22 protein-coding genes are annotated in these 17,275 nt (G+C 57.7%); 6 read left to right on the top strand and 16 right to left on the bottom strand.

Annotated elements, in window-relative coordinates; translation table 11 throughout:
• Positions 1-288: 288 nt before the first annotated feature.
• From flhA to P2081_RS06900, 4 genes are read left to right on the top strand one after another with little or no spacing between them, the layout of a single operon-like run.
• Positions 289-2,322, top strand: a complete 2,034-nt coding sequence (flhA, locus tag P2081_RS06915) for a flagellar biosynthesis protein FlhA (RefSeq protein WP_417700338.1) — start codon at positions 289-291, stop codon at positions 2,320-2,322.
• Entirely contained in the window at positions 2,319-3,098 is a 780-nt protein-coding gene (locus P2081_RS06910) for a flagellar biosynthetic protein FliR (RefSeq protein WP_278922140.1), read from the top strand. Before flhA ends, P2081_RS06910 begins: the two co-directional genes overlap by 4 nt.
• Positions 3,095-4,177, top strand: coding sequence for a flagellar type III secretion system protein FlhB (gene flhB / locus P2081_RS06905; protein ID WP_278922139.1), 1,083 nt, complete (start codon positions 3,095-3,097; stop codon positions 4,175-4,177). Before P2081_RS06910 ends, flhB begins: the two co-directional genes overlap by 4 nt.
• Positions 4,177-4,581: a hypothetical protein gene (locus P2081_RS06900; RefSeq protein WP_278922138.1), complete on the top strand. Its 405-nt coding sequence runs from the start codon at positions 4,177-4,179 to the stop codon at positions 4,579-4,581. Before flhB ends, P2081_RS06900 begins: the two co-directional genes overlap by 1 nt.
• Positions 4,582-4,724: 143 nt before the next feature.
• Here P2081_RS06900 and P2081_RS06895 read toward each other — a convergent pair whose 3' ends face one another.
• From P2081_RS06895 to P2081_RS06850, 10 genes are all read right to left on the bottom strand, one after another.
• Positions 4,725-5,465, bottom strand: a complete 741-nt coding sequence (locus tag P2081_RS06895) for a ZIP family metal transporter (RefSeq protein WP_278922137.1) — start codon at positions 5,463-5,465, stop codon at positions 4,725-4,727.
• A 330-nt stretch (positions 5,466-5,795) separates the two neighbouring features.
• Positions 5,796-6,326: a flagellar basal body-associated FliL family protein gene (locus tag P2081_RS06890; protein ID WP_278922136.1), complete on the bottom strand. Its 531-nt coding sequence runs from the start codon at positions 6,324-6,326 to the stop codon at positions 5,796-5,798.
• Between the two features lie 8 nt (positions 6,327-6,334).
• Positions 6,335-7,075, bottom strand: a complete 741-nt coding sequence (flgH, locus tag P2081_RS06885) for a flagellar basal body L-ring protein FlgH (RefSeq protein WP_278922135.1) — start codon at positions 7,073-7,075, stop codon at positions 6,335-6,337.
• Positions 7,075-7,491, bottom strand: a complete 417-nt coding sequence (flgA, locus tag P2081_RS06880; RefSeq protein ID WP_278922134.1) for a flagellar basal body P-ring formation chaperone FlgA — start codon at positions 7,489-7,491, stop codon at positions 7,075-7,077. The genes flgH and flgA overlap by 1 nt, the downstream gene beginning before the upstream one ends.
• The gene (gene flgG / locus P2081_RS06875; RefSeq protein WP_278922133.1) at positions 7,491-8,276 is read right to left on the bottom strand and encodes a flagellar basal-body rod protein FlgG; all 786 of its coding nucleotides are present in this window, start codon (positions 8,274-8,276) and stop codon (positions 7,491-7,493) included. Before flgG ends, flgA begins: the two co-directional genes overlap by 1 nt.
• 10 nt (positions 8,277-8,286) lie before the next feature.
• Positions 8,287-9,003 (bottom strand): flagellar hook-basal body complex protein, encoded by a 717-nt coding sequence (locus P2081_RS06870; RefSeq protein WP_278922132.1) that lies wholly within the window; start codon positions 9,001-9,003, stop codon positions 8,287-8,289.
• A gap of 2 nt (positions 9,004-9,005) precedes the next feature.
• Positions 9,006-9,275: a flagellar biosynthetic protein FliQ gene (locus P2081_RS06865; RefSeq protein ID WP_278922131.1), complete on the bottom strand. Its 270-nt coding sequence runs from the start codon at positions 9,273-9,275 to the stop codon at positions 9,006-9,008.
• A 4-nt stretch (positions 9,276-9,279) separates the two neighbouring features.
• Entirely contained in the window at positions 9,280-9,579 is a 300-nt protein-coding gene (gene fliE, locus P2081_RS06860; RefSeq protein WP_278922130.1) for a flagellar hook-basal body complex protein FliE, read from the bottom strand.
• Between the two features lie 21 nt (positions 9,580-9,600).
• Positions 9,601-9,993 (bottom strand): flagellar basal body rod protein FlgC, encoded by a 393-nt coding sequence (gene flgC, locus P2081_RS06855; protein ID WP_232401474.1) that lies wholly within the window; start codon positions 9,991-9,993, stop codon positions 9,601-9,603.
• A gap of 13 nt (positions 9,994-10,006) precedes the next feature.
• The gene (locus tag P2081_RS06850) at positions 10,007-10,396 is read right to left on the bottom strand and encodes a FlgB family protein (protein WP_278922129.1); all 390 of its coding nucleotides are present in this window, start codon (positions 10,394-10,396) and stop codon (positions 10,007-10,009) included.
• Positions 10,397-10,484: 88 nt separating this feature from the next.
• On the opposite strand from P2081_RS06850, the gene P2081_RS06845 reads away from it, so the two are divergent.
• Positions 10,485-11,813: a FliI/YscN family ATPase gene (locus tag P2081_RS06845; protein WP_278922128.1), complete on the top strand. Its 1,329-nt coding sequence runs from the start codon at positions 10,485-10,487 to the stop codon at positions 11,811-11,813.
• Between the two features lie 164 nt (positions 11,814-11,977).
• Here the strand turns inward: P2081_RS06845 and P2081_RS06840 are convergent, their stop codons facing one another.
• The 6 genes from P2081_RS06840 to P2081_RS06815 form a co-directional block, all read right to left on the bottom strand.
• The gene (locus P2081_RS06840; protein WP_278922127.1) at positions 11,978-12,787 is read right to left on the bottom strand and encodes a DUF1217 domain-containing protein; all 810 of its coding nucleotides are present in this window, start codon (positions 12,785-12,787) and stop codon (positions 11,978-11,980) included.
• A complete protein-coding gene (gene flbT / locus P2081_RS06835) occupies positions 12,784-13,188 on the bottom strand; it encodes a flagellar biosynthesis repressor FlbT (RefSeq protein WP_278922126.1) in 405 nt (134 codons plus the stop codon). The genes P2081_RS06840 and flbT overlap by 4 nt, the downstream gene beginning before the upstream one ends.
• Before the next feature lie 2 nt (positions 13,189-13,190).
• Positions 13,191-13,562 (bottom strand): flagellar biosynthesis regulator FlaF, encoded by a 372-nt coding sequence (gene flaF, locus P2081_RS06830; protein WP_278922125.1) that lies wholly within the window; start codon positions 13,560-13,562, stop codon positions 13,191-13,193.
• An 82-nt stretch (positions 13,563-13,644) separates the two neighbouring features.
• Positions 13,645-14,490 (bottom strand): flagellin N-terminal helical domain-containing protein, encoded by an 846-nt coding sequence (locus P2081_RS06825; protein ID WP_278922124.1) that lies wholly within the window; start codon positions 14,488-14,490, stop codon positions 13,645-13,647.
• 213 nt (positions 14,491-14,703) lie between these two features.
• Positions 14,704-15,063 carry a flagellar biosynthesis protein FlgN gene (locus P2081_RS06820; protein WP_278922123.1) on the bottom strand — a complete coding sequence of 120 codons (360 nt, stop codon included), beginning with the start codon at positions 15,061-15,063 and terminating at the stop codon, positions 14,704-14,706.
• On the bottom strand, positions 15,056-15,352 hold the full coding sequence (locus P2081_RS06815; RefSeq protein ID WP_278922122.1) for a rod-binding protein: 297 nt from the start codon (positions 15,350-15,352) through the stop codon (positions 15,056-15,058). The genes P2081_RS06820 and P2081_RS06815 overlap by 8 nt, the downstream gene beginning before the upstream one ends.
• A gap of 128 nt (positions 15,353-15,480) precedes the next feature.
• Between P2081_RS06815 and fliK the strand changes: the two genes are divergently transcribed.
• Positions 15,481-17,274: a flagellar hook-length control protein FliK gene (gene fliK / locus P2081_RS06810; protein ID WP_278922121.1), complete on the top strand. Its 1,794-nt coding sequence runs from the start codon at positions 15,481-15,483 to the stop codon at positions 17,272-17,274.
• Position 17,275 lies beyond the last annotated feature (1 nt).

The raw sequence follows: 17,275 nt of genomic DNA, 5'->3' as shown, positions 1-17,275 counted from the left end.
CCCGCAGTGATGCCAGTTGTGATGCCTGCCGGGCGGTTCGCCGTCCGGCCTGGAACTGGCCCCAGACAGCAGCAGTAGCATGGCCTGTGAGATTGGGTTTTTCTGCTTTAAATCATTCAAAATCAGCATCTTCGTTACTCCCATCCGGCTTTGGTGGCGGGCTTTTGGCCCTGCACGGATCCGGTGATGAAATCAGCAATCTACCTGCTCCAGAACAAGAGAAACCTCGTGCCTAAGATAACTGCTCAACAGCTTTTTAGCCCGACCGTACTTTTGGCGCTGGCATTGATGGCGATCATCGTGATGATGATTCTGCCAATGCCGGCCTGGGTGCTGGACGTGGGTCTTGCCGCCTCTTTTGGGCTGGCAATCCTGATTTTCACCATCACCCTGTTTATCGAACGCCCGTTGGATTTCTCGTCTTTTCCGACGATCCTGCTGGCCTCTTTGATGCTGCGGCTGTCGCTGAACATTTCCTCGACCAAGCTGATCATTGGCCAGGGACATACCGGCACCGATGCGGCGGGCGACGTGATCCAGGGGTTCGCGCAGTTCGTCATGGGCGGCAGTGTGTTTCTGGGGTTGGTGACCTTTGGGGTTTTGCTGATCGTCAACTTCATGGTGATCAACAAGGGTGCGGCCCGGATGGCCGAAGTCGGGGCGCGGTTTGCCCTGGATGGGATGCCGGGCAAGCAGATGGCGATTGATGCTGATATGGCTGCTGGTGCCATTGACCATGCCACGGCCAAGGCGCGCCGGGAAAACGACCAGAAGGAAACCACTTTCTTTGGATCTCTGGATGGGGCCTCGAAATTTGTCAAAGGCGATGCGGTTGCAGGCCTGCTGATCACCCTATTGAACCTGGTCATGGGCTTGGTCATGGGGGTTCTGGTGCACGGAATGCCGGTCTCGGCCGCCTTTGAAACCTATGCAATTCTGACTGTTGGCGATGGTCTGGTATCGCAGATTCCATCTGTGATCATTTCGATTGCCGCCGCGCTGCTGCTGGCCCGTGGCGGTGCAACCGGCGCGACTGATATTGCGCTGGTGGATCAGTTCGGCAAACATCCGGCGGCGCTGGCCACGGTTTCTGTACTGATGATCATGTTTGCACTGGTGCCCGGCCTGCCTTTCCTGCCGTTTCTTATCGGTGGCGGGATTCTTGGCTTTGCGGCCTATCGTTTGCAGATGAAGGTTCAGGCCAGGGAAGAGGCCGAAATCGAAGAAGAAATGGAAGAAACCGCCAACCCAACACCAAGCAAGGCGCTGGGGGATATTCTGGATCTTGACGATCTGCACCTGGAGTTCGCCCCGGATCTGGTCAGCATGGTGCTTGATGCCGGCACCGGGCTGGATGCGCGCATTGCCAATATGCGGACCCATATCGCCACCAGCTTTGGTCTGATCCTGCCGGAAATCCGGCTGACCGATCAGGCCGATCTGGACCGTGGGACTTATGTGGTCAAGGTGCAGGGTGTGGAACAGGTGCGCGGGACGCTGCATCCCGATATGGTACTGGCGCTGATGCCCGACAACCACGATGCACTGCCCCCTGGAACCGATGTGACCGAACCCGTCTATGGTGCCCCCGCACGCTGGATCAAAGGGGTGCAACAGCAGGACGCGGTTCTTGCCGGGGCCACCGTGGTAACCCCGCCTGAAATTCTGGCGACCCACCTTCTGGAGGTGATCAAGCAGAACTTTGCCCGCCTGTTGACCTTCAAATCCCTGCGTCGTTTGCTGAATGAGATGAGCGAGCTGTCGGATCCCTTCCGGGCCGAAGCGAACCGCAAACTGCTAGAGGATCTGGTGCCTGACAAGGTGCCAATGGATACGCTGCATTCGGTGCTGCGCCTGCTGCTGGAAGAGCGGGTCTCAATCCGTAATATTCCGCTGATCCTGGAAGCCATCGCCGAAGCCCGCGTGCATGTGACCCAGCCAGAAGCCATCTGCGAACATGTGCGTCAGCGTCTGGGTTTCCAACTGGTGGCCGAAATGAAGCGCGCGGATGGAACCATCCCGCTGATTCAGCTGGCACCGGAATGGGAAGAAACATTCTCGACCTATCAGGTGGATGTCAGCGGCGGCAATCTCGATGTGGCGCTACCACCGGATATGTTCAACCGTCTCGCCGAAGGGCTGAGCGAACGTTTGACCACGGTGACAGATCAGGGTGTTTTTGCCGCTGTCGTGACCTCTACCCGGCGTCGCCGTTATCTGCGCACCATTCTGAAATCGCGTGGCATCACCAACCCGGTGCTCTCCTTCGAGGAAATCGGTCTTGAGGCCCGCCCGGCACTGGTGGGAATGGTCGCCGCATGACACCGCTGGACTTTCCTCCGGAATTACGGGCGTTTCTTGGGGCGAGTTTCTGGCATTTTGCCATTGTCTTTTTGCGCGTCGGAGCGATGACCTCTGTCTTGCCGGCCTTTGGCGAACAATATGTGCCAATGCGGGTCAAACTGGCGATTGCCGTTGCCTTTACCTTCGTCGTCGCGCCAGCGCTGGCGCGGTTCCCAGAACCGGAAACGCCCCTGCATTTTGCCAATCTGGTCGTGAGCGAAACAATTATTGGCCTAGGCATGGGCATTGCGGTCCGGCTGTTTGTGATGGGGCTGCAGATCGCTGGCACCATCGCAGCACAGAGCACCTCTTTGTCGCAGGTTCTGGGCAATATCGGTGCCGAGGCACTGCCCGCCATTGGGGGTGTCTTGCTGGTCTCGGGGCTTGCCCTGGCGGTGATGATGGGGCTGCATGTTCGGGTGGCCGAGTTCCTGATTTATTCCTATCAGATCTTTCCGGCAGGCGCCTATCCAGATCCGGCCGGTTTTTCGGAATGGGGCATCCACCGGATTGCCAAGGCCTTTTACATGGGCTTCACCCTTTCGGCGCCCTTCTTGATCACGGCGGTGATTTACAACCTGACACTAGGGGTGATCAACCGCGCCATGCCACAGTTGATGGTGGTCTTTATTGGCGCACCGGTGATCACCTTTGGCGGATTGTTCATTTTGATGGTGGCCAGCCCGATGATCCTTGATGTCTGGATCCGAGAGATGATGACCTTCTTCTCCGATCCCGGAGGTGGCCTGCCATGAGCGATGACGACGATTCAGAAAAGTCATTTGAGCCCACCGAAGAGAAACTGCGAAAGGCGCGGGAAAAAGGTGAAGTTGCCAAATCCACCGACCTATCGGTTGCGGCGGCCTATATGGGGCTGGTTGTTGCCTTTTATGCGTTTGGTTATGACATGGTCACCGGGCTTGGCACGGTGTTGATGTCGATAATTGACCAACCGGACCGGCTGGCAAAGCAACTGTTTTCGGGTAATGGCACCCCTCCGGTGGGCGGCATGATTGCTGCCATGGCCTGGCCGCTTATTCCGTTGTTTATGATTCCCTTTGTTCTGGTTCTCTTGTCGATCGTTGGTCAAAGAGCCATGGTTTTTGCCACCACCAAGCTCGAACCAAAAATGTCGCGGATCTCGGTGGTTTCCAACGCCAAGAACAAATTTGGCCGCGCTGGGCTGTTCGAGTTTGGCAAAAGCACGATCAAGCTGATGCTCTATTCGATCTGCTTGGGGGTCTATCTGAACTACCGAATGCCTGAAATGATCGCCTCGGCGGCAACCGGGCCTTTTTCGGTGATCAAGATGCTGGCCGAGCTGGGGATGGAATTCCTGGTGATCGCGCTGCTGATTTCGCTGATCATCGGCGTGGTTGATGCGATCTTCCAGCATGATGAACACCGCCGCAAGAACATGATGTCGCGCAAGGAAATCATGGACGAGCATAAAGACTCTGAAGGTGATCCGCATATGAAGAACAAGCGCCGCCAGAAAGCCCAGGAAATTGCTATGGGACAGATGATGGCCGCAGTGCCAGAGGCCAGCGTCGTCATCGTCAACCCGACCCACTATGCGGTGGCGCTGCAATGGGGCGGTGGTGCCGGGACTGCGCCGGTCTGCGTCGCCAAGGGCGTCGACGAGGTTGCCGCCACCATCCGGCGCATCGCCAATGAAAATGCCGTTCCAATCCACTCTGATCCGCCGACGGCACGGGCGCTCTATGCGACCATCGGCATCGGGGACGAGGTGGAAGAAGAATACTATGCACCAGTCGCCGCAGCGATCCGGTTCGCCGAAGAGATGCGCCAGCGGGCCAAAGGAGGAATCTAATGCAACAGAAGATGGCAATGCTGACCCAGATGGCCGCCGTGACCGAGGCGCAATATCTGAAGGAACACGCCAAGATCAAACCGATTCTCGACCATGAGGCACGCCTGCGTGGACAGATCAGCAAGCTCGACGCACAGGTGCAAGAGGCCCGCGAAGAGGCCAACAAGGACATGCCGATGAAAGCCCTGGGCGCAGATCTGTTGTGGCAGGGCTGGCACACCAATGCGCGGCGCAATCTCAACATGCAGTTGGCGCAGGTGACCGCCCGCAAGCTGATGGCAATGGATCGCCTGCGCAAAAGCTTTGGCCGCAAGACGGCGGTGGGGGATATGGTGAAGACCGAGAAAACCCGGATCAAGACCCTGCGTGCCAAGACGCTGGAAGAACAACTGCTGCAATTGTGAGGTTCAGCCCCTGATGCGCCCCGCAGGGGCCAAAAAAGGTAAGTCTGTGCCCCAGGCTACATTGTTCTTATCTTGGCAGAAATCTTGGCTAAACGGGTTTTGTGCCCGCCATTTTCATCACAAGGAAGCACTGCTTTTTCTGGTCACAGTGTTCGCAACAGAAGCTCGAATATCAGCATTCCGGCAATCGACATGGTCACAGCGCTGGCGATCATCGGGCTGGTTGCGTTCTCGAGAGCCTCTGGGATCAATTCGGACAGGGTCATCCAGATCATAGCGCCGGCAGCCAAGCCCAGCCCGACGGGTAGGAACGGCGTGAAGAACGTCACGAACATGAAGGCAGGTACCGCTAGAACCGGCTGAGGCAGGCTTGAGAAAACGCTCCAGCCCATTGCCTGCCAGATCTTGGTGCCCCTTGGAATCAAGACAAGCGCGATGGCAAGCCCTTCGGGAATGTTGTGTACGGCAATCGCTGCGGTAATAAATTCACCCAGATTGCCGTCACCGGCATAGGCAACACCAACGCCGACGCCCTCAGCCGCGGAATGCAATGTCATGATCCCGACAATCATCAGCATCTTGATGGCATCCGCCCCTTTGACTGCGCCAAAGCGGAAGTCGTCGTAGCGTTCAATGATGCTGTAGCTTAGCGCGATAAACATGAAACCGCCAAGCAGCCCCAGAATTGTGCGAATGGGGCTAAGCGCGCTTCCCTCCTTGAGCAGACTGAAGCTGGCCGCGAGCATCAACCCAGCAGCGATACCATTACAGATGGAGACGGCTTTAGGCGACATCTGGCGCCAGAATACAAACGGCAAAGGGCCAAGGCCAGTTGCCAGCGCCGTGACAAGTGCTGCAAGAAAAACAAGGATGACTGGGTCCATGATGGCCTCGATCTGGACAGAATTTCTAATGCAAAGGGGCTGCCGCATCAGTTAGTTTGGAATCATTCTAATATTATTTAGGTGAATTCCAGATCTCTGTGAAGCAAATTTCCACAGCCCCTGAAAACGGATTCCTAAGGGCTTGGCCGCCAAAGAAGGCGAAATAACCATTGTGGTGACCACTGCGAAGGTTCGCAAAACCGGCTACGCCGAAAGCCAGCCTGTGGCACCGCGCGTGTTCCTGGGCTCGATATGAAAACGCCGACGCCTGAAGGATACAGGCATCGGCGTTGCAGGTCTTGTCCGGGTCAGATCCGGGTGGCAGGTGCCTTAGACGTCCTGACGCGAAATTTCTACGATCAAAACGTCATAGACGCTTTTGCCCAGTTCCTTTTGTGCGGCTTCGCGCAGGGCGGTGCGCAGCGGGTTGAGCACATCAGAACGGGTAAAGGCCCCGCGAAAGCCGCCCATATTGGCGTGGTCAAACAGCACCTGCAGGAAGGCATCGCGCAGTTTGGGTTCCAGCATCCGAATTTTGTCGCTCATGCCAGGCTTTGCTTCCAGGCTAAGCGCAATCACCACCAGAGAGGAAAGATCGTCACGCTCGACCACGGGGATCACAAACTGGTTGTCGATCTTGACGTATTCGCGGTCCTTTTCAGGCGCAAGATGATCCGATCCAGTATCGTCCTCCGCGTGAGAGTCCGCAGCCTCGTCGGCATGATCAAGGTCGTCGCCCATGTTGTCGTCGGTGGCATGGGCCGTTGCGGGCTCTGGGGCGGGGGCCAGCATGATACCAGCCCCAATTCCAGCCCCGGTTCCAACCATCAGCAAGATAACAGGAAGTAATTTAGCGATCATGGGTCACCTCAGAATGGTAGGATCGCGTCCAGCACTTGCTGGCCGTATCGGGGTTGTTGCACATCGGTAATCTGTCCACGTCCACCATAAGAGATGCGCGCCGAGGCAATCTTGTCATAGGTGATTTCATTCTGGCGGCTGATGTCCTGTGGCCGGACGTAGCCGGACACAAGTAGCTCACGCAGTTCAAAATTCACCCGGACTTCCTGTTTGCCGCTGATGGCAAGTACACCATTTGGCAAGACATCGACCACGGTGGCGGCGACGCGCAGTTCCAGCTTTTCGCTGCGTTTGACGGATCCATTCCCCTTGGAGCTGCTTGACCCGGACAGATCAACCGCATCCGCCGAAGAGGCGCCATCGGGCAGGTGTTCGTCAAGCCGCTGTGGCAGGCCCAATAGCTGCGGCATGCCCAGGCTTTCGGCGCTGGAGCGCGAGCGGATGGTGCCGTTGGAGATTTCGGCCTCTTCGTCGATCTGGATCGCAACGGTAAGGATATCACCCTTGTTGATCGCCCGGCGATCCCCCAGCAGCGAATTCTGCGACCCGCTCCAGAGAGAGGAACCATCAACAGCGCGTTGGTTCTGGACCTCGTTGGGCAACCCCTGCCAGAGCATGGCAACATGTTCCGGGGATTCCGCAGCGGGGGACATGGTGGGTGGTTTGCCGATGTGATCCATGCGGGCGCAGGCCCCCATAAGGACCAGGCCGGCAAGTGCAATTTTGGTGGCAACTGTTTTCGTTTTCATTATCTTACCTCTACTGTCCCATCTGAGTTGACGCGCCCGGTCACGGTGCTGCGCGACGCCAGGTTCATGACTTTAATCCATTCGCCTTCGGCACCGCGCGCCAAGGCACGGCCTTCTGCCAGAATCGTTAGCGCGCCGCGGTGAAACGAGAGCATGACAAGATCGTTCCGGTCGACGATGGCGGCGGGGCCGATATCGCCGGGGCGCATGGGGCGCCCGGGATACAGCGGCACACGGGCTTCCATTCCCACCACTTCATTTGCATCGGACATAGCCCCTGCCACCTGGACCGGTTTAAAGGTCAGGTCGCTGGCACGAATGACTTCTTTGGCGCGGATGGTACGCAGGGGCACCAGAATATCCGCCCAGGCGGGCTGAACAGTCAGTGCAATGAGAAGGGCGAGAATGTGTTTCATTAGCGGATCTGTGTCGTTGCTGACATCATCTGGTCGACGGCAGAGATGACTTTGGAGTTCATTTCATAGCCGCGCTGGGCTTCGATCAGTTCGGTCACCTGGCGCACTGAATCAACAGAGCTGCCTTCCAGATAGCCCTGTCGCAGGGTGCCCAGGCCGTCTTCGCCGGCGGTGGATACATTTGGCGCGCCCGAGGCTTCGGTCTCTGCAAAGAGGTTGCTGCCGATCGCTTCCAGCCCCTTGGGGTTGGTAAAGCTGGCCAAGTTGAACTGACCCAGCAGCTGGCCCTCGGGTGTTTCGTCAAAATAGGCGTAGATTTCACCTTCGGCATTGATCGAAATGCTCAGCGCGTCATCCGGGATGGTCACGTCCGGGGCGACGGTATAGCCGTCCGAGGTGACGATCAGCCCCTCGGATGAGCGTTTCAAAGAACCATCCCGCGTATAGCCGCTTTGCCCAGATGGCAGAGTGACTTCGAGATAGCCTTTGCCTTCGATGGCGACATCCAGATCGCTATTGGTCTGTTCCAGCGCCCCCTGTTGCAGATGCACAGAGATGGCGGCAGGCCGCACACCGAGGCCGACCTGCACACCGGTTGGCAGGATCGTGCCATCAGATGCGTTGATCGTGCCGGCGCGGCTGACCTGCTGATAGTGTAGATCGGCAAATTCAGCCCGGCGCGGGTTGTAGGCTGTGGTGTTCATATTGGCGAGGTTGTTCGCAATGGTTTCAACACGCAGTTGCTGTGCGCTCATACCAGTTGCAGCGATTTTTAGGGCACGCATCGGTTGTCTCCTACGATTTGATCAGGTTTTTAATGGCGTTACGAATGCGCTGGTCTTCTGTTTCCAGGAAACTCTGGCCCATTTCATAGGCGCGCTGAATTTCAATCATGCGGGTCACCTGGGTGATCGCATTGACGTTGGAGCCTTCAAGATAGCCCTGCACCATCTTGGCGCCCTCCGCGTCGACGATTTCACCTTCGGCGCGGAACATCACACCGTCCTCACGCATCAGGATGGTGTCTTCGTCTGGCTGGAACAGACCAATCTGACCAACCGCATTGCCATCGGCGGTGATGGTGCCGTTGGCGCCCACCTGGATTGATCCTGCGGTGCCTGGCACAAAGACAGGCGCGCGGCCTGCATCCAGAACCCGGTGGCCATCCATGGTCACCAGATCGCCTTCGGCATTGGGTGAAAAAGCACCCGAGCGGGTCAGCCGTTCGCCCTGCGGGGTCTCGATCATGAAATAGGCATCGCCTTCGATGGCAAAATCAAAGGTGCCGCCCGTCTGGGTCAGCTGCCCCTGTTCCATCGAGGTGTTGAAAATATTGGCCCGCGCCATGGACAGCGATTCCTGCCCCTGAGAGGACTGTACAAATTCCGAAAAGATCAGTCCTTCGGAGCGGTAGCCCGTGGTCGCGGCGTTGGCGATGTTGTTTGCTACCACACGCATTTCACGCATGAGACCCGTCTGACGGGATAGGGTTGCATAGCCTGCGGATTCCATCACTAAACTCCTGCAATCAAAGGAATGACATGGCCATTGAAAAAGGCCACGAGCGTTTGGGTCATGAAGCCCATCGACATCCAGAATACGACGACAATGGCCGCCAGTTTGGGAACAAAGGTCAGGGTCATTTCCTGGACCGATGTCAGGGCCTGAAACAGGCCAATGGCAAGGCCAACAACCAGGGCCACCGCCAGGATCGGCAACGACATGGTCACCCCGGCCCAAAGCGCCTGTCGCAAAGTGTCGTAGAATTGGCCTTCGCTCATCATGGGCTTAGACCGGCATCCGAAGGATTTCTTGGTAGGCTTCGACAACCTTGTTGCGCACGGTGACGGCGGTTTCGACGGCCAGTTCGGTCTGTGCCAGGGCCTGTACCAGGGCATGTGGATCACCACTGCCTGTCATGGACTGCACGGCAGTCTGTTCGCCAACCTGCATGGTATTGTTAAAGCTGGCAAAGCTGTTGCGCAGTTGATCGGTGGCGCTGGTGCCATGGAATTCCGGGTCAACCTTGGTGGCGGGGCGGGCGGCGGCGTAGCCACCAGCGGCGGCAGTGATAGAGCGAATATCCATTCTGGATCTCCTCGAATGTGGTTAGCGTTTCAGCAGGTTCATCAGGGACGATGACATGCTGCGGGTTTGTTCAAACATTTTCAGGTTGGCGTCGTAGCTGCGCTGGGCTTCGCGGGCATCCGCGATTTCAATCATCAGATCCACGTTAGAGCCTTCATAGTGGCCGCTGGCATCCGATAGCGGATGCGAAGGATCATAGACGCTCTCCAGATCGCTGCGGTCCAGAGAGACGCGGCCGGTCTTGACGCGCTCGACGTCATTTTTGAGATCGCGCACGGCTTCAAAGGGAACGCTTTTGCGGCGATAGCCGGGGGTATCAGCGTTCGAGATATTTTCAGAGACGTGACGCAGCCGGGTGGCCTGTGCCTTCAGGCCGCTGGCGGTCACACTCAGGGAATTGGCGAATTCACTCATGGATCATGCTCCTCTAACCGCGACCCAGGCTGGATCGCAGTATGTTCATCGATGATTTGTAGATGGCGAGCGCACGGTCGTGCTGACGCTTGACCTCAACCCCGTTGAGGATTTCCTCTTCGATAGAAACCGTGTTGTCATTGGGGTCGGCACCATCTGACGACGTGGTTACAGCCCAATCCATATTGGAACCATTGATGCCATTCAGATGCGAGCCACGAGAGGCCACCATGTCACCAGGGCGCGGCCCGGCGGCATAGACCTCCTTAAAAGGTTTGATATCCTTGGCGTGATAGCCAGGGGTATCTGCATTGGCGATGTTCTGTGACACCAATGCCTGGCGCTTCCCTGCATGGGTGGCCATTGAGTATGCGATTTTAAAAACGTTCAGTTCAGTAAACACCGGGGCTTCTCCCTCGATCAATTTCAATCAAGGCTTAACCCTGATTCCTTTAGAAATTGTTTCAGGAACTAGATGGAGGCCTCAGGCCATGATCGCAGAGCTGAAAGCTTTGACTGAACAAATCGCCGGTCAGAAACTGGCAACCTCTATGGGGCGCGTCAGCGGTATCTCGGGTGGGGAAATTGAAATATCCGGCCTAGAGAGAGAGGCACGAATCGGTGATCGCCTGGTCCTTGTCCGTGGCCCAGGGGATGAGTTGCACGGCGAAGTCCTGAAGATTGATATAAACAAAATCAGCATGTTACCAGATCGTGCGCCAGATCGTGTGGCCATGGGCGACCGGGTGAGCCTACATCCGGCGCCGGAATTTGCACCGGGTGACAACTGGATTGGTCGGGTGATTGATCCCTTTGGTGTGCCGCTGGATGGCAAGCCGATGCTGCGCGGAGAGAAGGCCCGAGACCTGATGGCACCGCCGCCAAAAGCGGCGGGTCGGCGTCATATGGGGGCGCGTCTGGACACCGGGCTTGCGGTGTTCAATACGATTCTCCCCGTCGTTCAGGGCCAGCGTATCGGTCTTTTTGCGGGGTCGGGTGTTGGTAAATCGACATTGCTTGCAAAAATGGCGCAATTTATGGAGGCCGATGTCGTCGTCATGGCGCTGATTGGTGAACGTGGCCGCGAAGTGAATCACTTTGTTGAGGATGTTTTGGGCCCCGAAGGCATGAAGCGCGCGGTTGTGGTTGCCGCCACCTCGGATCAATCAGCGCTTGTGCGTCGTCGCAGCGCCTGGGCTGCCATGACCATCGCCGAACATTTCCGCGATCAGGGAAAGAATGTTCTGTTCATGGCCGATTCCGTGACCCGATTTGCCGAAGCCCACCGGGAGATCTCTGCCGCCTCGGGGGAGGCACCGGCGCTGCGGGGCTTCCCCCCATCGGTGACGCCACTTATCACGGGGCTGTGCGAACGTGCGGGGCCTGGGTCTGAGGGGCAGGGTGATATCACGGCGGTCTTTAGCGTCTTGGTTGCCGGCTCTGACATGGATGAACCAATCGCAGATATTCTGCGCGGGGTTCTGGATGGGCATATCGTGCTCAACCGTGAAATTGCTGAACGTGGCCGCTTTCCGGCCGTGGATGTGTCGCGCTCTGTCTCGCGGAGCCTGCCCGCGGCGGCCACCCCGGAAGAGAACGCTGCCATTCTGGAGGTGCGTAAGTTCCTTGGATCCTATGAGCAATCCGAAGTGATGATCCGCGCCGGTCTATATTCCGAAGGCAATGACGCGGTGCTGGATCAGGCCGTGAAGATCTGGCCCGAGCTGGACGCCTTCTTTGGCAAGGAAGACCCGCAGGGCGTAGAGAACAGCTTTAACCGGCTGCAATTGATGCTGCGCCGCGCCAGCAAGGGGCGCTAACAAAGGAAAACAGCGTTCCCCCCTGCGGGGCAGCGCTGGCCCGCGGCCCGGCAGCGGGTACAGACCTAGGCAATGCCAAAAGCAGAACATGAAAAGGCGCCGACCAGATAGTCTGGCGGCGCCTTTTTCAATGTGACGGTTCGTTTTGTCAGGTCGCCTGGATATCAGGCTTGCAAGAGTGAAAGAGCCGCCGAGCTTGACGAATAAGCGTTGCCAACGGCGGCAACCTCGGCGCGGGCCAGATAGGTGATCGCCAGCTTGTTCATGTCTTCTTCGCTGGACAAGGAGCTGAGATCATCGGTGCCCAGGAACCGCTGCGCCGCCTCTTGGTAGACGCGCACCTGCTGATCAACATCAATCAGGTTGATCGATTCCGGCAGGTTCAGGGTGACCTGCATCATCTTCGCCAGCTGCGGCTGGCCAATGATATTGTACCACTGGGCTTTGACGGACGGCCCGTCTTCTTCGGCGTCGTCGGGGAGGATGACCTCTTGCAACTCGCGCAGGGCATAAAGCGCGATCCGCATGGTTTCGTCCTGCTCTCCAACGGCAATCTCGAAGGATTGTGCCTCGTTGTCGGCCACGATGGCCGCCATGGCAACAGGGTCGGTATTGGTGCGGGTTTCCCCTCCACCAAAGCCAAAGGCCTTGGAGAAATCAACCCAGCGGCTGTCATCCAGCTTGGAGGCCAGGTTGCCATCGGCGGTTGTGCCCTCTTCCAGAACCTTTTGGATCATCGCCTTGTAATCAATCTGATCTTCCAGGCCAAAAGCCTTCAGGGCGACCCCCAGCAGGCGGCGATCCTTGACGAGATCCTCTGCCGAACTGATATTCCCGATGTTCTCGGTGAAATAGTCATTCTCGCGCTTCAGAACGGTGTCGTTCTTGAAGTTCTCGAATTGGTCATCATAGGTCGACTGCAAGAATGTCCAGCCAGTGATGCCAGTTGACAGAAGGATTGGCTCAAAGCTCATGAGGGGCGTATCGCCAGCAGGCGATCCTCTCTTGGCAACAGGCCACGCAGCGCCTTGAGGCAGCGATAGTGGTTGTTGCTCAGCAGGGCTTCGGTGGCCTCGGCCAGGCTGGCGCGGCTGTCCGAATCGTGGAAGACTTGGCTCAGCTCTTCGATGTGGCGCAGCATTGGCATACGGCCCTCTTCGGGGTCGGTATCACCGGTCAGCACCAGCTGTGCGGCATAACAGACCCGGCGCACAGGCGTTGTGGCCTCTTCCGGGTGAATTGCGTCACGCAGGCGCAGGATATTGGCGTCCGGGGTCACAATCGACAGACGGCTGCGGCGGTCCCCGTTTTCAATGACAGCGCCATTGACCAGAACGCGTTCTTTTGGGGCAAGTTTGAGAACTAGTCCACTCATTATTATGTTGCTCCGCTGCGAAGGCCACGCATGATGGCCGTGTTGATTTCTACCAGCGGCCGGATGTTCGCCTCGCGCGACATGACCTTGCTGGTGTGTTGTTTGGTGAATGCAGCAAGCGAGATGATGTGCTCTTTCAGTTCCATCGGCAGCCCATTGTCTTCGCTGGCGACGTCTGCGGCGAAAAGGATCCAAAGCCTGCGATTGGCGCTGACTGCGGCGATCATTTCCTTGAAGTCGTAAGGACGCGCCTTGGCAGCTGTAATCATTTGTCGTGTGATGCGGGCAACGGCATCGAATTCCAGATCTTTGACTGTTCGCGTAGGGGCTTTTGCCGCCGAATAGGCACTTGTCGCTTTCATAAGTGCATTCACGTGTTTTCCTAACGTTTTATTTCTTCAGATTCTCTGAGAAGAGGGAACCGGGGCGCGGTGAACGCGCCCCGGTTCAAGTCGTTTAGCGGAACAGCTGCTGCAGAGTTTCAGGCTGCTTGTTCGCAATGGTCAGCGACTGCACGGCCAGCTGCTGCTGAGTCTGAAGGGCCTTCAGACGGGCAGATGCTTCTTCCATGTTGGCGTCGGTCATTGCAGACACACCCAGTTTCATCGCATCGGTCAGTTTCGATACGAATTCACCCTGGTCCTTCAGACGCGAAGCGTCCGCACCCAGCTGAGCAGCGCCGGTGATGGCGGTGGACAGCATGGCTTCGATTTCACCCATTGCAGTTGCCGCAGTTGCGGCGTCTGTAATGGCTGTCATGCCGGCGATGTTGATGTTGGTCTGGAAGTCAACAGTGGCAACCGAGATCTCGACAGGTGTAGGTGTGCCGGAGGGACCAACGCGGTCCAGCGAGGCGAGAACGCCCAGAGATGTTGTGGTGTTGCCATCAACATCAGCGGCCAACAGGTTGGCGCCGTTGAACTGAGACGCGCTAATGATCGAAGTGATCTGTGCAGTCTTCTTTGCCATGTCGGCCTGAATGGTGGTGTGGTCAACGTTTTCGGATTGCGCCGAAACCGCCAGCTGTTTCATTTCCTTCAGAACGTCAACGATCTGTTCGGCGCCGGCAGAAGCAACGGCAACGGTGGCTTCACCAACGTCAAGGCTGTCCTGAATGGCTGTGAAACCAGAGATGTCAGATTCCATGGTCTTGGAAATCGCCCAAACAGCGGCGTTGTCTTTGGCGCTGCCGACCTTTTTACCAGTGGAGACTTCGGCCTGGGTACCTTCCAGATTGTCGTTCACCATCGACAGAGTCTGGAGTGCAACCATTGCGCCACTGTTTGTCAGAATGCTGGTCATAGTATAGTTCCTTTAGCGATCGAGACACTTTGGTCTCTAGTTTTTCCCAGCCCCGAAGGGCATTTTAGCGTCTTTCTGACAGTGCGTTCCGCCGATCGGCTTCCGCGCCACCCCAGTGATGAGATGCAAGATGACATTGCAGCGAAAGGTGCTAAGGGAGTGCTAATGTCCAAGGGGGCATTTCCTAGAATTTTACTCAACCGCGGCAGATCCTTAGCTACGCTTTTCCAACCGCTGACCCATTGCGGTGCCATAGCATGATTTGCGCCCGGCGCTGTCATACACATCAAGCCCTTTCTTGACCCGGCGCAGTTCAGACATACGGGCGGCCACGCTGCGGATGCCTTCCATTGCACTGTTTAGCAGCTCTTGATTGCGTGACACCTTTGTCTGCACTTTGCTGAGAGTGCTGCGCTCCAGGTTCTCAATCATGTTGAGTTGCGCGATGACCGCCTCTTTGCGGACCAGCATATCTTGGATCTGATCCAGCTCGCCGCGCACCAGGGCGCCGCGTTCTTGATCAAGGATGTTGTCCAGTTCTTCGATAAGGCTCTGTGGGGTAAGGTCAGTCATTAAAGGAATCCTTCATTGCGTGATAAAGTGATTCGGCGAGGCCGATGCCGCCGGATTCAGTGATTTGTTCCGCCTGCGCGCGCACGAGGAAGCTGGAGAACTGGTCTTCGCCAGCGCCGCCTCCGCCCAGGCCTTCGCGGCTTTTTCCAAGCCCGGCAGATTTCAACATTTCAGTTAGAAAAGAGGCTTCTAGCTTCTTGGCGGCGTCCCGAATCGCATCCTCTTGCGAGGGGCGTTGAAGCGCAGGTGAAGGGGGCGCCGCCTGATGAACTGTTGTCAGATTGGCCATTCCGCAGGTCTCTCCAGTTTAAATCCAGCTTTAGATGATTTTTCTGAGATTGCCCCAAGAGCGGTTAAAATTACCGTAACCGCTTTGCGCTAGTTAGGAGGGCATCGAGATAGAATGTCTGGAATCCTATGCTTACAAGTATACTCTTTGGTCAGGCGCGCCCCGGCGCTGCAGACCAGGCCGGCGCCAAGGCGACACAAAGCCCGACGCGACAGCAAAGCACGCGCAGCTTCTCTGATCATATGGATGATCGCGCCCGCCGCCGCGAAGCAAATTCCGTTTCCGACAAAGATCGCGCTGATCAACCTGAAAAACAGACTGAAAAAGCTGCAGACAGCAAGACTGTAGAGGCAGGGACGAAGCCCGCCGCACAAAAACCGGCAGTCGCAGGCCAGGCCGATGCAGGCCCGCAGGTCGATGACACAGCGGCGCTGTCCTTTGACGGCGAACTGACAGGGGCTGCCGACGACAGCGCAGAGTTCCCTGAAATATCGGCTGAGGCAGCAGAAGGTACCGACCTTCCCGCAGAAAACGCTGACTTTACCGCAGAGGATGCCGACCTTCCCGCAGAAGGCGCTGATCTTCTTGCGGAAGACGTGGTTAAACTTGGTCTGGTTGCACCGGGCGATACACAACAAAAGCCTGTGCGCTCCACATCAGGCGATTCGTCTGAGGCCGTCGCGCGTGTGCAAAACACCGCCGCTGCGCCAGCAGAAGACGGGGCAGAAATTGCACTGCAAGCTGCCGCAACCGCCAAGGTGGAGCCGCAGAGCGGCAAGCCACCAGCTACTGCCGTCGCCGGTCAGGTGCAGGGGGGCTCTCAGACGGTGGCTCAGCCGAGCGCGACAACAGCCGCAGCAGAGGTCACCGTTGCCGCCACTACTGATTCCCCCAAGGGCGGTGATGTTGATCTACCCGCATCCGAGCGCCAGGCCAGCGTAGGGGCACCTCAGACAGCACAGCGCGTGCAGGAGGGGGTAAACTGGCAGGTTCAGACCGGGGCAGGCGCGGCCAAATCTGCGGCACCCCTTGCCGTGGGTGCAGCCGGTAAGGAGGGCGTCGCTCAGCCTGTGCCTCTCCCCGCCGCAGATACAGATCCCGCAACACAGGCTGCTGCGGTGGATGCGAGCGGTAAATCCGCTGGCAGCAAATCACCGGGCCTTGCCGAAACCATGGCGGCTGTTGGGCAATCGCGCGCGGCGGCAGCCAGTGAACCGGGCCGTCGGGCGCAGGGCCGCGCACATGAATCGCGTGAGGCACAGGCCACCGTGTCGGGCAATGCCGTGTCGGGGGCCGCTGCGGCGGGCGTGAAATCCGCTGCGGCTGCGCAGATCAGCGCTGTTCAGCAGGCCTTTGCCGCCCAGGTTCTGGGCGCTGATGGCGGTGCAGCGGGTGGACGTGGTGCCGAGGCGCAGCTTTTGACGGGTGATCCCGCCGTTGATATGCCCGGCCTATCGCAGTTGCTGACCGAAGCGGTCCTTCAGCCGGGCACCGTTCATCGCCCAGAAACACCGCGCCTGATTGCAGCGCAACTGGCCCAAGCCATTGTGGCCAAGGGGGATCGCAACGTTGATGTTGCCCTGAACCCCGAAGAACTTGGCCGGGTCAAAATGCGGGTCAGCACCAGCGAAGCAGGGATTACAGTGGTGATTCAGACCGAACGCCCGGAAACCGGCGATCTGATGCGCCGCCATATCAACGAGCTGGCAGATGAATTCCGCAAGATGGGGTTCGAAAACATTTCTTTTGAATTCAACGGTGGTGGTGCGTCGGGGGGGCAGACCCAAGGCGACAGTGAAAGCCAGGCCGGTGTCGGCATATCCGGCACCGGACACAGCGATGATTTGACTGCGGCAGAGGTCGCAGAAACACAGGTACAACATCTCCGGCTTGGAAATGCCGGCGTGGACATGAGGGTTTAAG

The sequence above is a fragment of the Pseudophaeobacter profundi genome (assembly GCF_029697505.1).
GTDB lineage: Bacteria > Pseudomonadota > Alphaproteobacteria > Rhodobacterales > Rhodobacteraceae > Pseudophaeobacter > Pseudophaeobacter profundi.
Note: the sequence above shows the minus strand (reverse complement) of the source record. Positions and strands in the feature narration are given on the sequence as shown.